The following is a 19,280-nucleotide window of genomic DNA, read 5'->3' as shown; positions in this document are numbered from 1 at the left end:
GCTGCGCTATCACGCTGCACAGTAATTCTTCATTCATCATTCTTCATTTAGTTCATTCTTAAGGAAGTATTCCGGTAGGTATTTCCTTATAATTCAGCATGAAACCGATTTGTCTGCCTGTTCCCGGTTCTCCTCCTTCCGTAATTTCTTCCAATGTATAGGATGGAGGCGGCTCGGGCGATGTCCGGGTATCTTCGAGAGGCGGTGTCCCCCAGTTCAGTTGCAGGTTCTTGTCCAGTCGGTGAGATAAGTAGGGAGTTCCCCATAAGATGAATTTATGTTCTGAGGGCGGTGCTGCGTCCAGCGAAAAAGTAAGGCTTAATGTCAGTCTATCGTCCGTTCCTTGTTCCAATGCATAACTCCCCTTGGTGATTAACTCCAGTCCTGATGAAAAGGCAGTTTGCTTTCCTTGTTTGAAGAAGTAAGCGTCCCGGGCAGCGTTGCTGATGAGAAAGATGTCGTCGATGCCGGGCAGGAGATTCTTGTCTATGTTGGGACGTATAGAGTTGCGAATCAGATTTATATCTTCGTAGTTATCCACTACTTTGATGGGCAGGGTACACGTTTCCTGTGTGGCATTGTCCGTCACTTTCAGGTAAGTGCTTCCGGTGAGAATACCGGTTACGTAAATCTGGCATCCGGCAGGAACTCCGCTCCAGCCGATTTCTGTTCCGGCGCTTGCGATGTGAGCATTTCCAATTTCCAGTGAGTAATCTCCGTTTCCGCTTTCAATTCCCAGGTAGCGTCTTCCACCCATGGGCACCTCGTATTTGCTGTCATAAAACCGGAGAGGAGCGTCGGCATCCTCTTTGCAGGCACTCCATAAAAGAAGAATGCAAAACAAAATGGAGGAGTAAGAGAGGGTTCTAGTTTTCATAATAGTTTAGTGTTTTTATACTCCCCAAATGTAATGCATTCTTTTTATTTATTCAATCATAAAGACGAAATAAAGAAGAATTTATAACTTGCTTTTATAAATCCGTGCCATCGCCTTTTGATATTGATTCTCCAATTGGAGATAATTCTGATGACTTTGATAAATGACGGATACTTCCACAAAATACTCGATCATACTGATTTGTCCCCCTGTCAGAGCTTGTTTCAGCAGGGCGAGGTCTTGTTGCGCCTGAAAGGTTTTCCGGTATTCCTCCATCGAAGTATGCAGTGTCTTGGCTTCCCGATAAAGCTGCGCCAGTTCAGATTCCACTTGCAGGGCGGCGTTGTCTTTTTGCAAGTCGATGTTCAGCGCTTGTGCTTTGGCTATCTTCACTTTGTTACGGTTCTCGAAAAGCGGGAAGGAGAAGCCGACTACTACTCCGTTGAATGGAGTTCCGGTTTCCGTGTTCCGGCGATAGCCGAGTTCCAACTTCGGGAGCCATTGCGATTTGTTGACGGCGATCTGCTTGCGGGCAACGAGGCTTTCGTTGTTGAACGCCATCAGGGTGCGGTCGGCAGAAAGCACTTCCGATTTCAGCATCTGATAGTCGGCGGGGAAAGGCGTTGCGGGATACGCGCTTTCTTCGAAAACTACGGGGATGTTGCCGTTCAATGTGTTCAGTTCCTGCAGTTTATTACGCAGGGCGGTCTCATTGAGCGAAGTTTCCGTTTTGACATTCAGCAGTTCCAGATTGATTTTATTCGTTTCCAGTGCGTTCGCATCTCCGGTTTGCAGGCGTTTAGCGTACATTTTGGCGAGTTCTTCCGCATTGCGCAGCCGTTCCTCCAGAATGTGCTTTTGCTGGCGGAGCATAATAATGTCCAGGCACACCTCTTTCGCCAGCAGTAACTTTTCCTGCCGGAAAATGATCGCCTGACTGTCAAAAGCACCTGCCTTCAGCCGATTCAGTTTGTTGCGGGTGGCGTATAAACTCGGAAAATCGAAGCTTTGCGAGACAACAAGTTCGCCAATCGTTTCGTTTTTATCTTTCGCGCCCCAAAGGTGAGCATAAGACAATGTCGGATCAGGCAGGTTGTTGTCCGTTTTGGCTTCCAGCTTTTGCGAAGCGATCAGCTGGGCATTTGCCTGCAACTCCTTATTGTTGGTTTCAATATTCTTCAAAACCTGTTCGATACCGCTTTGGGCGCGCACTTCGCCCGTCGGGGCGAGAAGTGCGCAACTTATCAAAGAGCCTATAATGATGATTCGTTTCATACTTTTTTCTTTATTCGTTTCTATTTATCCTCCGTAGCCGGCTACACGGTTTCTGTTGCAGCCTCTATCGTTCCTCCCTGAATTTCAGCGACTTCACCTTCTTTTTTCCGGTGCATCATCAGATAAACAATCGGAACGATGAAACCGTTCAGGAAAGTCGATGTTAAAAGTCCGCCCAAAATTACCTTCGCCATCGGGCTCTGGATCTCGTTGCCCGGCAAATCACCGCCCAAAGCCAACGGAATCAGTGCCAGGGCAGAGGAGAGAGCCGTCATCAGAATCGGGTTCAGACGGTCGAGAGAGCCTTGTATCACACTGTCGTACACGTTCAATCCCTCTACCTGTTGCAGATGGTTGTAGTGGCTGATGAGCAGCATACCGTTACGGGTCGCTATGCCGAACAGAGAGATGAAACCGATAATTGCCGGAATACTCACTTCTCCGGTCGTGATGACGAGAGCAAAGACACCGCCGATCAACGCCAGCGGCAGGTTCAGCAAAATCACACCCGATTCTTTGACACTGCGGAATTCGTGGTAGAGCAGCAGGAAGATAATGACGATGCTCATAAAAGAGGTCAACGCCAAGGTGCGGCTGGCTGCCTGTTCGCTTTCAAACTGGCCGCCATATTCGATGTGGTAGCCTTCGGGCAACTGAATGGAGGCATCAACCTGCTTCTGAATATCGTTGACAACACTGCGGAGGTCACGGTCGGCTACATTCGCGGAGATGACGATTTTCCGTTTTACGTTTTCGCGGTTGATCGTGTTCGGTCCCATCGAGGAAACGACTTCCGCTACGTAGTTCAGCGGAACTTTGCGTCCGTCGTTGGTATCCACCATTAAGTTACGTATTTTCTCCATTTCGTCGCGTGCGTCGTCCTTCACCTTCACGATGAGGTCGAAGCTTTTGCCCTGCTCGTACACTTGCGAGATGACTTTTCCTGCCAGCGCCACGTTCACGTATTCGGAGAATTCCGGCAAGGTGATGCCGAATTTCGCCAGCATTTCCCGTTTGGGCTGTATTTTCAGCTGCGGGCGTTCGATTTGCTGTTCCACGTTCAGGTCGGCAATTCCCGGAATGTCACTGATGGCTCCCTTGATCTGATTTCCCAGTGAGAACATCTTGTTCAGGTCATCTCCGAATAGTTTGATGGCGATATTTGCTTTCGTACCGGACAACATCGCGTCGATACGGTGGCTGATGGGCTGACCAATTTCGATGTTCGCTCCTGTGATCGTTCCGAGCTTTTCGCGTACCTCGGCAACGAGTTCGCTGCGCGGGCGGTCTTTCAGTTCGAACGGGGCCTCTATTTCCGAAACGTTTACTCCGAGCGCATGTTCATCCAGTTCGGCACGTCCCGTTTTGCGGGCTACGGTTTGTATTTCGGGGATGGTGAGCAGCAGTTCTTCGGCACGGTGTCCCATTTTGTTGCTCTCTTCCAGCGAAATACCCGGCAGCGAACTGATATTGATGGTAAACGAGCCCTCATTGAACGAAGGCAGGAAGCTGCGTCCGAGTGTGAAGAATACCCCCAGAGCAACGAGAAAGAGGGCGATTGTACCTCCCAGCGTCGCACGTTTGTGTGCCAGCACCCATGTCAGCGCTTTCTCGTAAATGCCTTTCATCCAGCGGGCTACGAACGATTCTTTCAGTTCTTTATTGGTCTTGTTGCTGCCCAGCAGATACGAGCAGAGTACCGGAGTCAGTGTCAGGGCAACCACCGTAGAAGCGAACAGCGCCACGATGAATGCAATGCCCAGCGGCACCAGCATGCGTCCTTCCATTCCGCTCAGGAAGAACAAAGGGATGAAGCTGACAACGATGATCAGCGTTGAGTTAAGAATCGGCATTCGCACTTCCTTCGAAGCGTTGAATACCACTTCCAGTGTGCTGAGTCGTTCAGCTTCCGCTTTCTGACGGTTTTCCCGCAGTCGCTTATATACATTTTCCACATCGACAATGGCGTCGTCCACCAGCGAACCGATGGCAATCGCCATACCTCCCAGACTCATCGTGTTGATTGTCAGCCCCATGTAGTGAAGCGTGAGGATAGAGACGAGCAGTGAGAGAGGCAGTGTCACCAGTGAAATCAGTGTGGTGCGCACATTGGCCAAAAACAGGAAAAGTACGATGACGACGAAGATACCTCCTTCGAAAAGGGACTTCTTCACGTTGCCGATAGAGCTTTCGATAAAGCGGCTCTGGCGGAAAATGTCTGTAGAAACTTTTACGTCCGCAGGCAGATTCTTCTGAAGGTCTTGCAGGGAAGCTTCCAGTTTGTCCGTCAATTCCAGTGTACTGGTGGCGGGCTGTTTGGTGACGGTCATTAATACCGCGGGTTTGCCACGTTCCGAGGCAGTACCCAGTTTCGGGGCTTTCGGCCCAACTTTTACGTCGGCGATATCTTCCAGTGTCACCGGAAAGCTGTTCACCGTCTTCACTACCGCTTTGCCGAGTTCTTCCACTTTTTGGGTGGAAAGTACTCCGCGCACGATGTATTCATTTCCGAATTCATAAAGTACGCCTCCGTTGGCGTTCAGATTCATATCTTGGGTGACAGCCATTACTTCGCCCATCGACACCCCATAGTGGCGCATCCGTTCGGGGTCCAGCTGAATCTGGTATTCCTTGATATCACCTCCGAGCACTGCTACTTGTGCCACCCCTCCGGTGGAGAGCAGGCGCGGGCGGATGGTCCAGTCGGCAATCGTCCGGAGATCGAGCATAGAGGTGGAGTCGGCGGTCAGACCGACAATCAGCATTTCGCCCAGGATGGATGACTGGGGGCCCAGCGTGGGTTTGCCTACGTTGACAGGAAGTGACTCGCTGACTACCGCCAGTTTTTCGCTGACGATTTGACGGGCGAGGTATATATCTGTGCCCCAGTCGAATTCTACCCAGACAACGGAGAAACCGTTGGTCGACGAAGAACGGACACGGCGCACGCCGGTAGCCCCGTTTACAGCTGTTTCGACGGGGAAGGTGACGAGCTGTTCCACTTCCTCGGCTGCCATACCGTTGGCTTCGGTCATGATGACCACTGTCGGGGCGTTCAGGTCGGGAAACACGTCTACTTCCGTATGCATGGCGGTGTAAGTTCCCCCGATGAGCAGGAGAATGGCCGCGCAGAGCACAACCAGTCGGTTGTGCAGGGAGTAATGTATGATTTTATTTAGCATGATATTTCATTGATTAAGTTTGGTTCCCCCCGTTCACTTTTGAAGAAGCTGTGCAGGGGGTAAACTTGCGTAATTATAACTAATTCTGTGTGCACTGCAAGGAAATCCGCTTACGGCACCTTGCTGCTGCCGCTAATGTTCGTGGCTGTGCGCAGGTATGGCGTTGCTTGCACTTGCCAGACGAACCTGATAAGCCCCTTCGGTCACTACGCGGTCTCCGGCCTTGACTCCGGTCAGTATTTGTACGCTTTTGCCATTGTCGGCACCGAGAGTTACTTCCTGCTTTTTATAGCCTTCTTCATCCAGTTGCAGGTATACGAAGAAGATACCTTGCTCTTCCGTTAAGGCGGTGCGAGGTAAAGAGATCACGTTTTCCAGTTCAGAGGAAAGCAGGTAAACTTCGACAAATGATCCCGGAATCACTTCGCCTTTATTGTCAAATTCGAAAGTGACGGGCACATAGAATGAGTTGTCTCCGGACGTTTTTCCGAAGGAAAGCAGTTTGCCGCTCAGTTCTTTCAGTTCGTACACCTTATTATTATAAGGAGTCTGGAAATTGGCGGAACTGATAGTGCGCAGGTATGGATAGTATTTTTCCGATACTTCAGCGCGGAGGAAAAGCCGGCGGTTCTGCGTCACGCTGACCAGTGGCTGACCGATGGTGACGTAGTCTCCCTCGTTGACCAGAATGCTTTTCACGTATCCGGCAATGGGCGCGGTGATATTCTGGCCTATGGCAGAATGATTTTTGGCAAGTGCTTCGTAGCTGAGACGCGCATTCTCGTAGTTCTGCTCCGCTTGTGCGAAATCTTTGTCAGACACAATCTTGTTTTTGACAAGTGACTTCATTCGCTCGTATTCCTTTTTAGACACCTCATAAGCGATTCGGGCACGTTGTACCGGATCACCGTCGGCGATGTTGTGCGAAGAAATGGTAATCAGCGGAGTGCCGCGGCCAACGCTCATTCCTTCCGTCACTTTTCCACGGAAAGAAACGACTCCGGCTACCGTAGCTACGGCAACCGATTCGTCTCCTTGGGCAGCTAATACCTGTCCGCTTGTTTTGATGACTTGCTGGAAGGGGGCCGGTGTGATGGTGCTGACCTTCACACCGGCTGCGTCGGCTTTCGCTTTCGGGAGAATGATTTCGTCGCTGTGTTCTCCGGCTGGTTCACTGTGTTCGCCGGCAGCCTTACTGCTCTTTCCGGCATCCTTGTCGTGGTCGTGGCCTCCGCTGCATTCACCTTCGTGTGAATGGTCGGCACCTTCGGCTTCGTGGTCATGTCCTTCTGTTTCGTGCTCATGTCCTTCGTGCTCATCATGATTGTGTGTGACGGTTTCGTGGTCATGTCCTTCATGACCGGTCTTTTTACTATTGCAAGAGCCAAGGGCGAATAAGCCCAGCACTCCTATAAAGATAAGTTTCTTCATAAATGTAATTTTCCTACTAAGTTTTACTGTTTATTTTACGCTGCAAAGATAGAGTAACGCAGATGCAACTTGCTTGCATTTACGTCTTTACGCAAAAACAGAGTAGGGAGGGGCGCGAAGGGAGGAGGTACGAGGAATTTTCGTACCATGCAGGGATTCACGATAGATGTAGTAGTTCTTGACTCGTCTTTCCTGCGGTCGTAATAAATGTTCGATGATCACATCCGTAAACAGGGTGGCGATGAATACGTAGTTCGGACCGCTGTCAGTGTGTACGGAGGGGATAGGAGAATGGAAGCGTGTCATGCATTCGCTGCTGCAGCATGAGTCGCTGGCGGGGTGATGATGGTGGTTGGGGCATTGCTGCTCAACCGGTTGGTCCTGCTTCATGCAGATCATCCCGTTGGGGTGGTGATGATGGGGAATAACGGCGGCTACCAACATAATAATGTTGATAATGAACAGCATCGTTACTATAAATCGTTTCTTCCCTTTCATCCTTTATTTTACAAAAATGCTTTCAAATTTAGTGAAACTTCCAATATATCTTTAATTGTAAAACTTCATTATTTCTTTTCCGACCCTATCCTTTTCTCTTTCTCTTGTTCCTGCAAGCGTTCGAGCAATTCTGTGGCGGAAACGTAAATCACTTTTCCATCGGGCGTGCCTTGGCTAAGGAGTTTACCGTGGCGGGCATTTTTTTCCAGTAGCCGTTGTTCGGCCAGTTGAAGCCCACGCCGCAGTTTATCACTCAATTCTTGCATTTCATTATTTGACATAACTTTTGATGCGATTAAAAAGTTCAAGTTCGTATATCCGGTCCTCACCTTGTTGGCAGCCTTCGGCTACGATTACTCGGGGAGAGACACTGTTATCTGCTAATAACCAATAATCTACACGTGACGCATATATTCGGAACAGGTTGTTTATGCCTGCCTGATAGCGGCGGTAGATTGTATCTATAGGCACATTGTGCCCTCCTTCGTTGACCCGTTGTAATACACGGTTGACTGCTAATTCCGGAGAATTCAGCCAAAAATAGATCAGGCTTACTTTATATCCGGCATTTTGTGCTCTCGTAATGAGTCGTGTATACGAGCGAGTCGCTAATGTCGTTTCAATGGAGAAACTAATTCTTGCTGCCAATAGCTCGTCAATACGTTTCAACATTAAACGTCCGGCTTCTATAGCCATACTTTCCGGATTGAACGGTGATAACCCTTTTGCAATCTCATCAGCATTGACAAATTCTTTGCACAATAATATTTCAGGCAATACAGTGTAAGAAGCTGTTGTTTTTCCAGCTCCATTGCATCCGCTTATAATATATAATTGCCTTGTTTCATCCATTTCAAATTATCTGTTTCAGATATAATGTGACAAATATACAAATACTTTTCTTTTCACCTAAAGCAGATCATGTCTTTTTATTGTTTATTATTTCTTTTCCAGTTCCTGCAACGAGTCCATTTTCTTCTTTTCGAGGAATTCGTAGATGCCGCAAAGATGCTCTGTCACCTTCTTATTGCCGAATTCGTAAACTTTCGTCACCAGTCCGTCAAGGAAGTCACGGTCGTGCGAAACGACAATCAGCGTACCGTCAAAATCCATCAGCGCTTGTTTGAGGATATCTTTGGTTTTCATGTCGAGGTGGTTGGTCGGCTCATCCAGAATCAGTAGGTTGACCGGTTCCAGCAAGAGCTTGATCATTGCCAGACGGGTACGTTCCCCTCCCGAAAGCACTTTGACTTTTTTCATAGACTCCTCCGGTCCGCCAAACATGAATGCACCGAGCAAATCACGTATCTTGTTGCGTATTTCTCCTTTGGCCACATCGTCAATTGTCTGGAACACTGTCAGGTTTTCATCCATCAGCGAGGCCTGGTTCTGGGCGAAATATCCGATTTGTACATTATGTCCCAGTGTCAGTGTGCCGTCATGGTCGATCTCGTTCATGATACATTTGACAAGCGTCGATTTTCCCTCACCGTTCTTGCCTACAAAAGCCACTTTATCGCCACGTTCAATCGTCAGATTGGCATTGCGGAATACGACATGGTCTCCGTATGTCTTTCCTACGCCTTCCATCGTGACAGGATAGCTGCCCGAACGGGGCGAAGGAGGGAACTTCAGCCGTAGTGCCGAGGTATCTTCTTCGTCTACTTCCAGCAGCTCCAGTTTCTCCAGCATCTTGACACGGCTCTGCACCTGTAAAGTCTTCGAATACGTCCCCTTGAAACGTTCGATGAATGCTTCCGTCTCGGCGATGAATTTCTGCTGTTCGTCATAAGCCTTCTGTTGCTGTTCGCGACGTTCCTTGCGCAGTTGCAGATATTGGGAGTAGTTAACTTTGTAGTCGTAGATACGTCCCATCGTAACTTCGATGGTGCGGGTGGTGATGTTGTCCACGAATTTACGGTCGTGGCTGATCACGATGACCGCTTTGCCGTTATTTATCAGGAAATCTTCCAGCCACTGGATCGATTCGATGTCCAGATGGTTGGTCGGCTCGTCGAGCAGGAGTACGTCCGGTTTTTGCAGCAACAGTTTGGCGAGTTCGATACGCATGCGCCAGCCACCGCTGAAGTCGCTTGTCTGCCGCTGGAAATCTTCGCGGGTAAAACCGAGACCAAGTAATGATTTTTCTACATCCTCTTCGTAGTTGGTGGCGTCGATGGAGTAAAATTTTTCGCTCAGGGCGGATACTTCCTCTATGAGCGCCATATAACTGTCGCTTTCGTAGTCTGTTCTCGTTTCCAACTCCTTGTTCAGTGCGTCGATCCGTGCTTCCATCTCGTGCAGATGTGCGAAAGCCTGTGCTGTTTCGGCAAACACCGTTCTGCCGTCTTCCGTCATCAAATGCTGTGGAAGATAGGCTACCACGCAGTCTTTTGGGGCCGATACCTTACCACGGGTAGGCTGTCTGACCCCTGCCAGAATCTTGAGTAACGTACTTTTCCCCGCTCCGTTTTTTCCCATCAGGGCGATGCGGTCTTTTTCATTGATAACGAAAGAAATATCACTAAATAGGGTAGTGCCGCTAAACTCTACGGCTAGTCCGTCTATGGAAATCATACAATTCTTTATAATTTGAGGCGCAAAGATAGCGAAATATATCAATCTTTTTTATAACTTGCGGGCTGAAAAGCATTATTAACTGAAATATGTTGACTAAAAAGTAATTAAAAAGAATAAATTTAAAAATAATATAGAAACGATATGGAAGGCGGACAAACAAATGAATTCAGACCTCTTATCCTAGTGGCTGAAGACGACGACAGCAACTTCAAACTGATCAAAGCAATCATCGGAAAGAAATGTGATATACAGTGGGCGAAAAACGGTGAAGAAATCGTGGCACTGTTCAAGGAATACGGCAAAGAGGCCAAAGCGATCCTGATGGACATCAAAATGCCTGTGATGAACGGACTGGATGCTACAAAGATTATTCGCGAGGAAAACAAGGAAATTCCTATCATCATGCAGACTGCCTATGCTTTCAGCTCTGACAAGGAGAATGCGATGAATGCGGGAGCCAGTGAAGTGCTGGTGAAGCCGATTACGTTGTCGATTCTTCGCGGTACGCTGACGAAGTATTTTCCCGAACTTGTCTGGTAAGCCGTTTTTTCCCGGTAAATAGTCCTTTGCTTCGGTAAAAACGATCTTTATTCGGCAAAACGGTATTGAAGAGTAGAAATAAGGTATAACAACGCAGGCGTTTTTTCCTGTTTTGTATTTGTGATATTAACAAATGGCTGACGGGGATTATATGGATTCTTATATATGAAAATCCACATTGTCCCCGTCAACTATGTCCGGACGTTTCAGTGTAAACCGGGTTTTCAGATTGATCCTGTAACCCGGACGTTGGAGTGGCTTGCCCCTTTGGCGGGAAAAGCCTTTAAAAGTAAAATAGGCGAACCTCACGGTCAGCCTATTTCTGTTCGTTTCCGTTAATTTGTTAGAGTTCAGAAACGACTCTATGTAAAGCTCTCCTTTGAGAGATTTAAGAGCAATTTTTATCGGCTTCCGCCTGCCCACCAAACGGGTTCGGAATATACGTATTGCCCGTCACCGAAGGCTTCTTTAATGGCTACATTGGCCAATACGTCATCTGCTCCGTAACCAAAACGCAGCGGGAATCTGTTTGAGTTCAGCGGATTTTTCAGCTCCACTAAATTCTCGTTTGCGCCTTTCATACGACGATAATCGTTGTAAGCTTCCAGAGATTCGCCGGATGCTCCGAAGAATGCCAGATATTTTTGTATCATTGTTTCTTTTAATGGGTTAGCGGCAAAGAGAGGAGCTACTTCGTTGTCAAAATAAGCTTCAGCAACGGCATTACCCAAAAAGTCGGCTTTTCCACCTAACCAGTTTCTGGCAGCGTCGGCAACTGTATTTTCCAGATTGGAGAATGCGGCGACAACTGCATCTTTCAAAGCTGCTTTGGCATCATCAGTTCTGCCTCCAAGGCGGCACAGTGCTTCTGCTTCAAGGAATTTAACTTCATGATAGCTGATCAGTTGTGTAGGCGCAGTCATAGCCCATGAGGCCATAGACATGCCGTAATTATTCTGTAATTCCTGAGGGGTGCCGTTAGGAGCCACTTTGATAGCATCGATTGTAGTGGCTTGCTTTGCACCACCTCCGTAAGCGACATTTCCGCTCGGATCAGGTTGAGTAAATGACCGTGGGGCTCTCGGGTCATTTCTTTCTGCAAATTTCTCGATAAGGCTTTCGCTGGCAGCAAGACTGTTGCGGCTATAACTGAAAGCCCAGAGAGGATTTAACTGAGAGTCGCCGTCATAAATATCCAGTTTGCACTCTTCACTTGCATCTGTAAATGATTTGCTTACATAGGTCAGGATATTCTGGAGGTCAGTTGTCTGGTTGGCGCTTTTGTTGAGCAAGCGCATTGTATAGCGTGCTTTCAGGGCATAAGCCGTCTTGAGCCACAGGCCGGCTTGTGCATCCGGGTCCGACCCATAGATGAGGTCTTTAGATCCAACTGCACCGGACAGACCTTCGTCTTCGGCTGTTCCATCTTTCAAGAGCGTGATGGCGTCATCCAAGTTCTGCATAACTTCTTTGTAGATAGATTCCTGCGAATCGATTTTAGGCTGCATATACATCGGCGTACCGTCCGGATTCAAAATTCCTGTTTCGCTGAAAGGAGTGTCTCCGAACACATCGGCTACTACCGCGCCGTTGTAAGCCAGGAGGATTCTGGCTATCGCTTCAGTTACCACATTTCCTTTTTCCGAGGGATCTTCCTGGCATTTATTGATCACAATTTTTGCATTCTTAATATTGGCGTAAACGCTGATCCACGCATTATTGTAAGTGGTGGCAGTGGTCGGTTCACCGCTGCGGACTTCTGCGCGGTAGAGCTGGTTGCCGATGCCCGCTTCGTGTTCCATATAAACGGACGAATAGAGTGAAAAATCTCCCCCTACTGTACTGAATGCAGTGCTGACTCCCAAGTCGGTTATCAAAAATTTCGCCGGGGCATCCTGCGGATTATTGGGATTCTTGTTGACTTTGTCCATTGCATCTTCCGTACAAGCAGAAGCAATGACAGCAGTAAAGAAAGAAACTGCCAGCAATTTTCCTATTGATTTATATTTTTTCATTGTCTTGCAGATTAAAATTTAATATTAAAGCCGAAACCAAAGCTAGCTGTTTGCGGCATTGAATAGTCTTCGAAAGCTCCGGACATGTTGTTGTTTCCTTGGCTGGCTTCCGGGTCGAGGTCAGGCATTTGCGCCCAAACCAAAATGTTTCTGGCGAACGCGTTCACAGAAAGTTCCATCCATTTTTTCTGGAGTACTTTGTAGCTCACTGCAACTTCGCGAAGTTTGATGAAAGAATTGTCATATACGGAAGATTCATCAATATCGTTCAGACGGCTGTAGTACACTTGCTGTGCATTGGCTCCTGTGATGGCGATGTCGTTTTTGGTTCCATCCTGTTTGTAACCGTCAAAGATGATTGTTCCTTCACGGTTCTCTGTTCTTTTGCTTACACCGTAATAGTCGGACAGACCGGTGGTTCTGCTGTACATCTGACCGCCTTGTTTCCAGTCGAGAACAGCACTGATGGTACATTTCCACAGGCGTAATGAAGTGTTGAAGCCCATTACGAAATCCGGAGAAACTTTTCCGATCACTTGCGCTTCGCCGGCGATGGGCAGACCGTTTTCGTCAACCAGTCGGTTGCCGTCAGCGTCTCTCTTGTAACCTACGCCGTAGATGACAGGGAATTTTTCTCCTGCCGATGCGCGAACCTGTGGAGTGACGTAACCTCCTAGTGAGATGTTTTCTACGCCCGGAGCCAGTTCGTCTACATAGTTGTCAATCTTTGTCCAGTTGAAAGCGAAATCCCAGTCGATATTCTTAGTGCGGATCGGGTTGAAGCCCAATGTGATTTCATGCGTGTCGGTATGAATTTTACCACCGTTGGTCAACAGTTTGCTGGCGCCGGTAGAAGAAGCCAAAGGCACTGAGAATATTTGGTCTGTAACGTTTTGGCGCGAATAAGTGTAGTTCAACGTGATCAGGTTGTTGAAGAAATTCACGTCAGCACCGATTTCGTAAGAACGTGTATTCTGAGGTTTCAGATTCGGGTCGAATATGGTGTAATAAGGGGTGTACGCAGTGGTACCTTTGATCGGGTACATAATGGGGTTCAGCGAATAAAAACCTCCTCCGTACGTTGGAGTCGAGTAATAATTTTCAAGGAAATCCCCTGCCTGTCCTACTTCTGCATAAGAAACTCTCAGTTTGGCGTAATTGACTACGTCGTTTTTCAGTTCCTCGAGTTCTGTCAGGATGAACCCTGCTGACACGGAAGGATAGAAGAACGAACGGTTGTCACGCGGCATGTTGGATACATAGTCTTGACGTCCGGTTACTGTCAGATAAAGCATGTTTCTGTACGCAGCCGATACGTTGGCGAAGAAACCGACTGTACGGTTTTTCCACCTTTCCTCTTCCGTTTGCTGAGTGGTGGCATTGTTAATGTGGTTCCACCCTGCGAAGTTGTAGTTTGATCCGTATTCGTAGTATTTCTTTCTGTTGCTTTGGATGAACTCATTACCGACTACAGCATTCAGGCCCCAGTCGTCATTGATGTGCCAGTCGTAATTGATGGTCAGCAATGAGTTGTAGGTAGCGTTTGTCCAGCCGTAGTTTTCTATCTGGCCGCGACCGCCTCCGGTGTTGCTTCCGTATCCGTAGCTGTCGGAGTAGTGCGTGGTGTAGGCGTCAACACCCACCATGTATTTCGCATTCAGCTTGTGGTTGGCGGTGCCGAAATCTGTTTGGTAGTTGGCGTATATATTTCCGAAGAAACGGTTGGTGTCTTCCGTATATTTGTTGTTGTCTATCGCCCAGTAAGCGTTGTCAAAACTGCCGCGGAAAGAATTTTGCTTATAGATGTCACCGTCCACATGGCTAGGAATACCTGCCAGGTCGTAGCTTGCGGGAGATGCGTAAACGGTTCTCAGCAGACCGTTTCCGGAAGTTACCGCTTTGTCGATGGAAGTTGTGATGTAATTTCCGGCGAAACCTGTCGTGAAATTATTGGTCAGCTTTGTTTCTGCGCTCACTTTCACGTTATATCTGTCCATACCTGTTTTGGGGATAATACCATCCTGATGCGTATTTCCCAGCGATACGGAGTAAGAACTTTTTTCCAGTGTTTGCGCTACGTTCAGTGAGTTGCTCCAAGTCACGCCTGTCTCGAAGAAATCTTTTGCGTTGTCGTAAGCCTGTGGAGCAGCCCAAGGGGCGAGACCTGCTGAGGCGCGCTGTGGCACATAATATTTGCCGGATTGCTTGCCGTGCTTTTGGGTGAATTCATTGTCGGTGTTACCGCCGTATTTGGAGTCGTTGGGCAGTTCGGAGATTTTAGGTCCCCAGGATAGCCCCGAAGTAGGGCTGTAATTGCCACCGGACCCTTGCGCATACGTTTTCTGGAATTCGGGCAGACGCCCAATCACGTCAAAGCTGACATTGGATGAGAAGCTGACCTGTGGTTTGCCTTTCTCCAGTCCCTTACCGCTTTTGGTGGTGATGATGATTACACCATTGGAAGCACGGATACCGTAAAGTGCCGAAGCTGCCTGTCCTTTGAGGATGTTGATGCTTTCAATGTCGTTCGGGTCGATGTCTACCGCACGGTTGGCAAAGTCCACACCGCTCACACTACCGTTGTTCTGTATCTGTGTATCCACGTCTGGGGTACTTGTTACCGCCATTCCGTCAATCACATATAGAGGAGTGTTGTCTCCGGAGAAAGAACGTGCACCACGGATCGTAATCTGCGAAGATGCCCCCGGCATACCACTCGAAGGTTTGATATCCAAACCGGATACTTTTCCTTGCAGCGCTCCTGCCAGACTGGAGTTGGAAGCTTGCGTCAGTTGTTCGGATTTTACATCCTGAACGGCATATCCCAATGCTTTCTTTTCGCGTGAGATACCCATTGCCGTTACTACTACTTCATCCAGTGCTTTGGCGTCACTTTTTAATACTACGTTGATGACTCCTTGTTTGATCGTTACAGTTTGCGGAACCATTCCTACATAGGAAACGCGCAAAGTTTTAGAAGAACTTGGTATGATGGGGGATTCTCTTTTCCGGAAGCGTTAAGTGTTATTGAGGCTATTTAAGCATAAAATGATAAAAAGATACCATTTTGAATGATTTCCTGATGTTCTTTTTATGATAATGTCGGTTTTAACACTTTCTTTATGTCGCACTATGTTGTTTAAATATCGCAAAATTAATAGTAGAGCCTTCTTGTTGTATCTATTTCTTTGATAATTTCTTTCAATATGCTACTTTATAGTTAAAAACGTAACACTTTTTTAATTTTGATATAAATAGTGTTATCTTTGCAACCTGTTAGAGACTAGAAGTCTATTTATAGGTTAAATTTAAGAGAGAATTTATGAAAAGAAAATTGATGTTCTTTATGACCTTCCTTTTTGTGGGTATAGGTCTGGTGACAGCGCAGACATCCCGAGTTACCGGTGTGGTAACTGCCGAGGAAGATGGCCTGCCTGTTGTGGGTGCCTCCGTATTGGTGAGTGGCACTACTCTTGGTACTATCACGGATATTGATGGTAAGTTTACAATTACGAATGTACCAAGTTCTTCTAAGACTTATTAATATTTTAAAGTCCCTCTTTTTCCTCTTTTTCTGTCTTATCTTATTGTAAATCAGACTATAAATACTGCTTCCGCAACTAGGTTTCACGACTCCCTTACTGTAATCGCAACTTTATCTTCCTCTTTTTCGATATCAGTGTTCTTTTTCGGGCAGGGCTTCGCTCGTTTTCAAGACGACGGATGCTTAGGTTCTACCTTATTATAATATAAGAAGGGCTGCCTCATTTCTATTTGGGAGCAGCCCTTCTTGCTTTTTCCGGTTTATCTTTAATGCATACTTTGATTCATTTGGATAGACTTTTTGAAGATAAACCCTTTTGTTGTGTGCTTTGGGGATGAGCAGCCTTACGGCATTTCTGTTTCCATTTGGAATTTACGGCTTACTTTCATCAGATTAATGATGTAAGTCACTACATTTTGCGCTTCCTGCACCATAGTCAGATAAACCATACTTACCCGGATGCTGCCCGCTTGACTCTGGATGCGTTGCAATTCTTTGCGTTTCAGTTGCGAGAGCTGTCCGTTGAGGTCGTTGGCACGACGGATTTCTTCTTCCATATTCTGATAATCGTTGTTTTCCAGCTTCTTGCGGCATTGCTGAATCAAGTAGGTGATGTCTTCGGCTACATCGCTGAATTCACCTTTTTGAATGGCGTCAAGAGGGTTGAAGTTATTGTCGATGTGTTCGAGGCAAGGCTCGCAGAGGCGCGAGATGCTGTATACCAGTTCGCTGGCGAAGTCGTTGCCCTGGTAGTAGTAAAGCCCTTTTTCGAGCACGGTGTTGTTGTCGAGACGGCACATGGCTACGGTTCCGGTGCGTTTCATCTGTTTGATGAGTTGCTTTTCGAATTTCGTAGAGCCCATGGCACGGCGCAGTCCGCGCAGGTTTTCGTGAATGAAGGAGGTGACGGTCAGTTCGAAATTCGTTTCGGCGTATTCCAGTACTTTGGCGAGTTCCTCGCGGGTATGTTTACGCATCAGTTGCAGGGCCTCTTCGCTGTCGGAAGTTTGCATCAGTTGTTTCAGCGTTTCGTTGCCTTGCTCTTTCGCTTTGCGTTTTTTGTACATCACTTGGCTGCGGATCAGGATGAAGATGGCGATTCCGATCAGTGCGATGATGGAGATGTTTCCACCATAGTGCAGCACGAGAGCTACGAAGAAACAGATGGTGAAGGCGGCTCCGGCAGTGATGAACCAGCCACCGATGACGCTCAGAACGCCTGTGATACGATAAACGGCAGAATCACGTCCCCATGCACGGTCGGCGAGCGAGGTACCCATCGCTACCATGAAAGTGACGTAGGTAGTGGAGAGGGGCAGTTTCAGTGATGTTCCCAAGGCGATGAGCAGTCCGGCGAGAACGAGGTTGACAGAGGCACGGACGAGGTCGAAAGCGGCTCCGTCGGCTATGATGGCTTCATTTTTACGGAAACGGGAGTTGATCCATTGTTTCGCGCCTTCGGGCATGATGCGGGAGGTTCCGTTGGCAAGGGCCATGCTGAAACGGACCAGTGTGCGTGCCATCGGTGTGCTGCCGAAGTTTTCTTCTCCTTCGTCCTGTCGGGAAAGGTCTACCGAGGTTTTGATAACGGCATGTGCCTTTTTAGAGGTACAGAGGGCGAAGACCATGATGGTGCCCGCTCCGATCAGGAAGTACCAAGGGGTTTTGGCAGGACCCAGCAGCGAAGTCATCAGGAAGCTGTCCGGGCTTGTTCCTGTTCCGTTGGTGGTGTAATCTATGAAGGAGGAGTAGCCTGCGAGAGGAACTCCGATGAAGTTGACAAGGTCGTTACCGGCGAAGGCGAGGGCGAGGGCGAAGGTTCCCATCAGTACCACTACTTTGAATACGTTGACTTTGAGCCAGTGGAGCACTTGCATTAGTATTGTGAAGAAGACGAAGAAGCTGCCGATCAGCAAGAGGGTGTTGTCTTGTATCCACTGTTTGTTTTCGGGAGTCATGAAGGAGCTGTCTTTCAGCCCTTTGATCAGCATAAAGTAGATGATGGAAGTGGCGGCTATGCCACCGAACAGACCGATGCTGTATTTGATGTTTTTCGTGTAGTTGAACGTGAAGATGATGCGGGCGAGCCACTGTACTAACATACCAAAAAAGAAGGCAATGGCTACGGACACAAAGATGGCCATGATGACGGAAAGGGCTTTGTCGGTATTGATCAGGTCGCCCATGGCGAGAGTGGCGTCATTGTTTACTTTGATCAGGGAGAGGGCGAAGGTGCCTCCGAGCAACTCGAATACCAGCGAAACGGTGGTGGAGGTGGGCATCCCCATCGAATTGAATACGTCCAGCAGGACGACATCGGTCAGCATGACGGCGAGCAGGATACACATGATTTCGGCAAAGTAGAAATGCTCGGGCTGGTAGATGCCGTGCCGGGCAATGTCCATCATACCATTGGACAGGGAGGCACCGATGAAAATACCGATACCGGCAATGAAAAGGATGGTTTTGAACGAGGCGGCCTTGGCTCCTACCGCCGAATTCAGAAAGTTGACTGCATCGTTACTGACACCGACTATCAAGTCGAAGACGGCGAGGACGAACAGGAAAATGATAATGCATAAGTAAATTGTCTCCATAAAGAAAGTTGTGTATGTTATTTTTTTCGGGTGCAAAGGACGGGATTTGAGGTTGCAGGGGGATGTCATACATGTTACATTTGTGTTACAGCGTTCTTTCTTTTGTCTTGAAACAAAAGAAAGAACCAAAGAAAAATTCAAGGCTTACTTTTTTCTCCTACTCGCTTCCTTCACTGTGCTAAAGGGCAGAAACTCGCTACGCTCAAACAGTCTGCCCTTCTTAACGCTTCGTTACGGGCGCTCGCTTGACGGAGAAAAAAGTAGGCCGGGGGAACCATGCGGGGTGGGATGCATGCGGGGGGGTGAGAGGGGAGTATGTAAGATGATAGGGGGGATGTGGTGCGGTGGAGTTGTTTTTTGCTATATTGCTTGTGTGGTTGTAGGGCGTTTGTTGCTGATGGCTTGTTAGTTAGAAAAAAGATGTGGGAAAGAAACTTCTTTTTTAATGGATTGTATTGTCGTTTATTTTTAGGGGGAGTTTGAATCGTTGAGTTGGTTTGCTATTGTAACTGGTCACTTATTTATGTACGGATTTGAGCTGACTATCCGTATGGATTTGAGCTAGCTGTCTGCATGGATTTGAACTGACTATCCGCATGGCTTCCCCTCTTTCCCGAAGGAGGAGATTTGAGATACTACCGACTTTTTATTCGGCCCCAATAAAGATACTGCTAGCTTCTAATTTAGCTCAAATCCGTACAGAAATAAACTAAATTATAAATTGAGGATTAGGCACGGATT

Annotated in this window: 14 protein-coding genes; 3 read left to right on the top strand and 11 right to left on the bottom strand. The window is 47.8% G+C overall.

Annotated features, from left to right (window positions below):
* Window positions 1-58: 58 nt before the first annotated feature.
* The 8 genes from HMPREF2794_RS01510 to HMPREF2794_RS01475 form a co-directional block, all read right to left on the bottom strand.
* Window positions 59-877: a hypothetical protein gene (locus HMPREF2794_RS01510; RefSeq protein ID WP_022301004.1), complete on the bottom strand. Its 819-nt coding sequence runs from the start codon at window positions 875-877 to the stop codon at window positions 59-61.
* Between the two features lie 81 nt (window positions 878-958).
* Window positions 959-2,152: a TolC family protein gene (locus tag HMPREF2794_RS01505; RefSeq protein ID WP_070750695.1), complete on the bottom strand. Its 1,194-nt coding sequence runs from the start codon at window positions 2,150-2,152 to the stop codon at window positions 959-961.
* Between the two features lie 41 nt (window positions 2,153-2,193).
* Window positions 2,194-5,334 (bottom strand): efflux RND transporter permease subunit, encoded by a 3,141-nt coding sequence (locus HMPREF2794_RS01500; RefSeq protein WP_010539272.1) that lies wholly within the window; start codon window positions 5,332-5,334, stop codon window positions 2,194-2,196.
* Window positions 5,335-5,466: 132 nt separating this feature from the next.
* Window positions 5,467-6,765 carry an efflux RND transporter periplasmic adaptor subunit gene (locus HMPREF2794_RS01495; protein WP_022301005.1) on the bottom strand — a complete coding sequence of 433 codons (1,299 nt, stop codon included), beginning with the start codon at window positions 6,763-6,765 and terminating at the stop codon, window positions 5,467-5,469.
* A gap of 87 nt (window positions 6,766-6,852) precedes the next feature.
* A complete protein-coding gene (locus tag HMPREF2794_RS01490; protein WP_010539270.1) occupies window positions 6,853-7,263 on the bottom strand; it encodes a DUF6769 family protein in 411 nt (136 codons plus the stop codon).
* A 68-nt stretch (window positions 7,264-7,331) separates the two neighbouring features.
* On the bottom strand, window positions 7,332-7,544 hold the full coding sequence (locus HMPREF2794_RS01485; RefSeq protein WP_010539269.1) for a hypothetical protein: 213 nt from the start codon (window positions 7,542-7,544) through the stop codon (window positions 7,332-7,334).
* The gene (locus HMPREF2794_RS01480; protein WP_010539268.1) at window positions 7,534-8,115 is read right to left on the bottom strand and encodes an ATPase; all 582 of its coding nucleotides are present in this window, start codon (window positions 8,113-8,115) and stop codon (window positions 7,534-7,536) included. The genes HMPREF2794_RS01485 and HMPREF2794_RS01480 overlap by 11 nt, the downstream gene beginning before the upstream one ends.
* Before the next feature lie 87 nt (window positions 8,116-8,202).
* A complete protein-coding gene (locus tag HMPREF2794_RS01475) occupies window positions 8,203-9,840 on the bottom strand; it encodes an ABC-F family ATP-binding cassette domain-containing protein (protein ID WP_008761073.1) in 1,638 nt (545 codons plus the stop codon).
* A 144-nt stretch (window positions 9,841-9,984) separates the two neighbouring features.
* Between HMPREF2794_RS01475 and HMPREF2794_RS01470 the strand changes: the two genes are divergently transcribed.
* Both HMPREF2794_RS01470 and HMPREF2794_RS28730 read left to right on the top strand, forming a co-directional pair.
* Window positions 9,985-10,383, top strand: a complete 399-nt coding sequence (locus tag HMPREF2794_RS01470) for a response regulator (protein ID WP_010539267.1) — start codon at window positions 9,985-9,987, stop codon at window positions 10,381-10,383.
* A gap of 165 nt (window positions 10,384-10,548) precedes the next feature.
* Complete coding sequence (locus HMPREF2794_RS28730) at window positions 10,549-10,722, top strand: hypothetical protein (RefSeq protein WP_153880789.1); 174 nt, start codon at window positions 10,549-10,551, stop codon at window positions 10,720-10,722.
* A gap of 62 nt (window positions 10,723-10,784) precedes the next feature.
* Here HMPREF2794_RS28730 and HMPREF2794_RS01465 read toward each other — a convergent pair whose 3' ends face one another.
* Window positions 10,785-12,398 (bottom strand): SusD/RagB family nutrient-binding outer membrane lipoprotein, encoded by a 1,614-nt coding sequence (locus tag HMPREF2794_RS01465; RefSeq protein WP_022301007.1) that lies wholly within the window; start codon window positions 12,396-12,398, stop codon window positions 10,785-10,787.
* A gap of 11 nt (window positions 12,399-12,409) precedes the next feature.
* Entirely contained in the window at window positions 12,410-15,391 is a 2,982-nt protein-coding gene (locus HMPREF2794_RS01460) for a SusC/RagA family TonB-linked outer membrane protein (protein WP_255323218.1), read from the bottom strand.
* A gap of 329 nt (window positions 15,392-15,720) precedes the next feature.
* On the opposite strand from HMPREF2794_RS01460, the gene HMPREF2794_RS01455 reads away from it, so the two are divergent.
* Entirely contained in the window at window positions 15,721-15,942 is a 222-nt protein-coding gene (locus HMPREF2794_RS01455; protein WP_055271422.1) for a carboxypeptidase-like regulatory domain-containing protein, read from the top strand.
* 344 nt (window positions 15,943-16,286) lie between these two features.
* Here HMPREF2794_RS01455 and HMPREF2794_RS01450 read toward each other — a convergent pair whose 3' ends face one another.
* Window positions 16,287-18,539: an inorganic phosphate transporter gene (locus tag HMPREF2794_RS01450; protein WP_055271421.1), complete on the bottom strand. Its 2,253-nt coding sequence runs from the start codon at window positions 18,537-18,539 to the stop codon at window positions 16,287-16,289.
* Between the last annotated feature and the right edge of the window lie 741 nt (window positions 18,540-19,280).

The sequence above is a fragment of the Bacteroides sp. HMSC067B03 genome (assembly GCF_001811315.1).
Classification (GTDB): domain Bacteria; phylum Bacteroidota; class Bacteroidia; order Bacteroidales; family Bacteroidaceae; genus Bacteroides; species Bacteroides faecis.
Note: the sequence above shows the minus strand (reverse complement) of the source record. Positions and strands in the feature narration are given on the sequence as shown.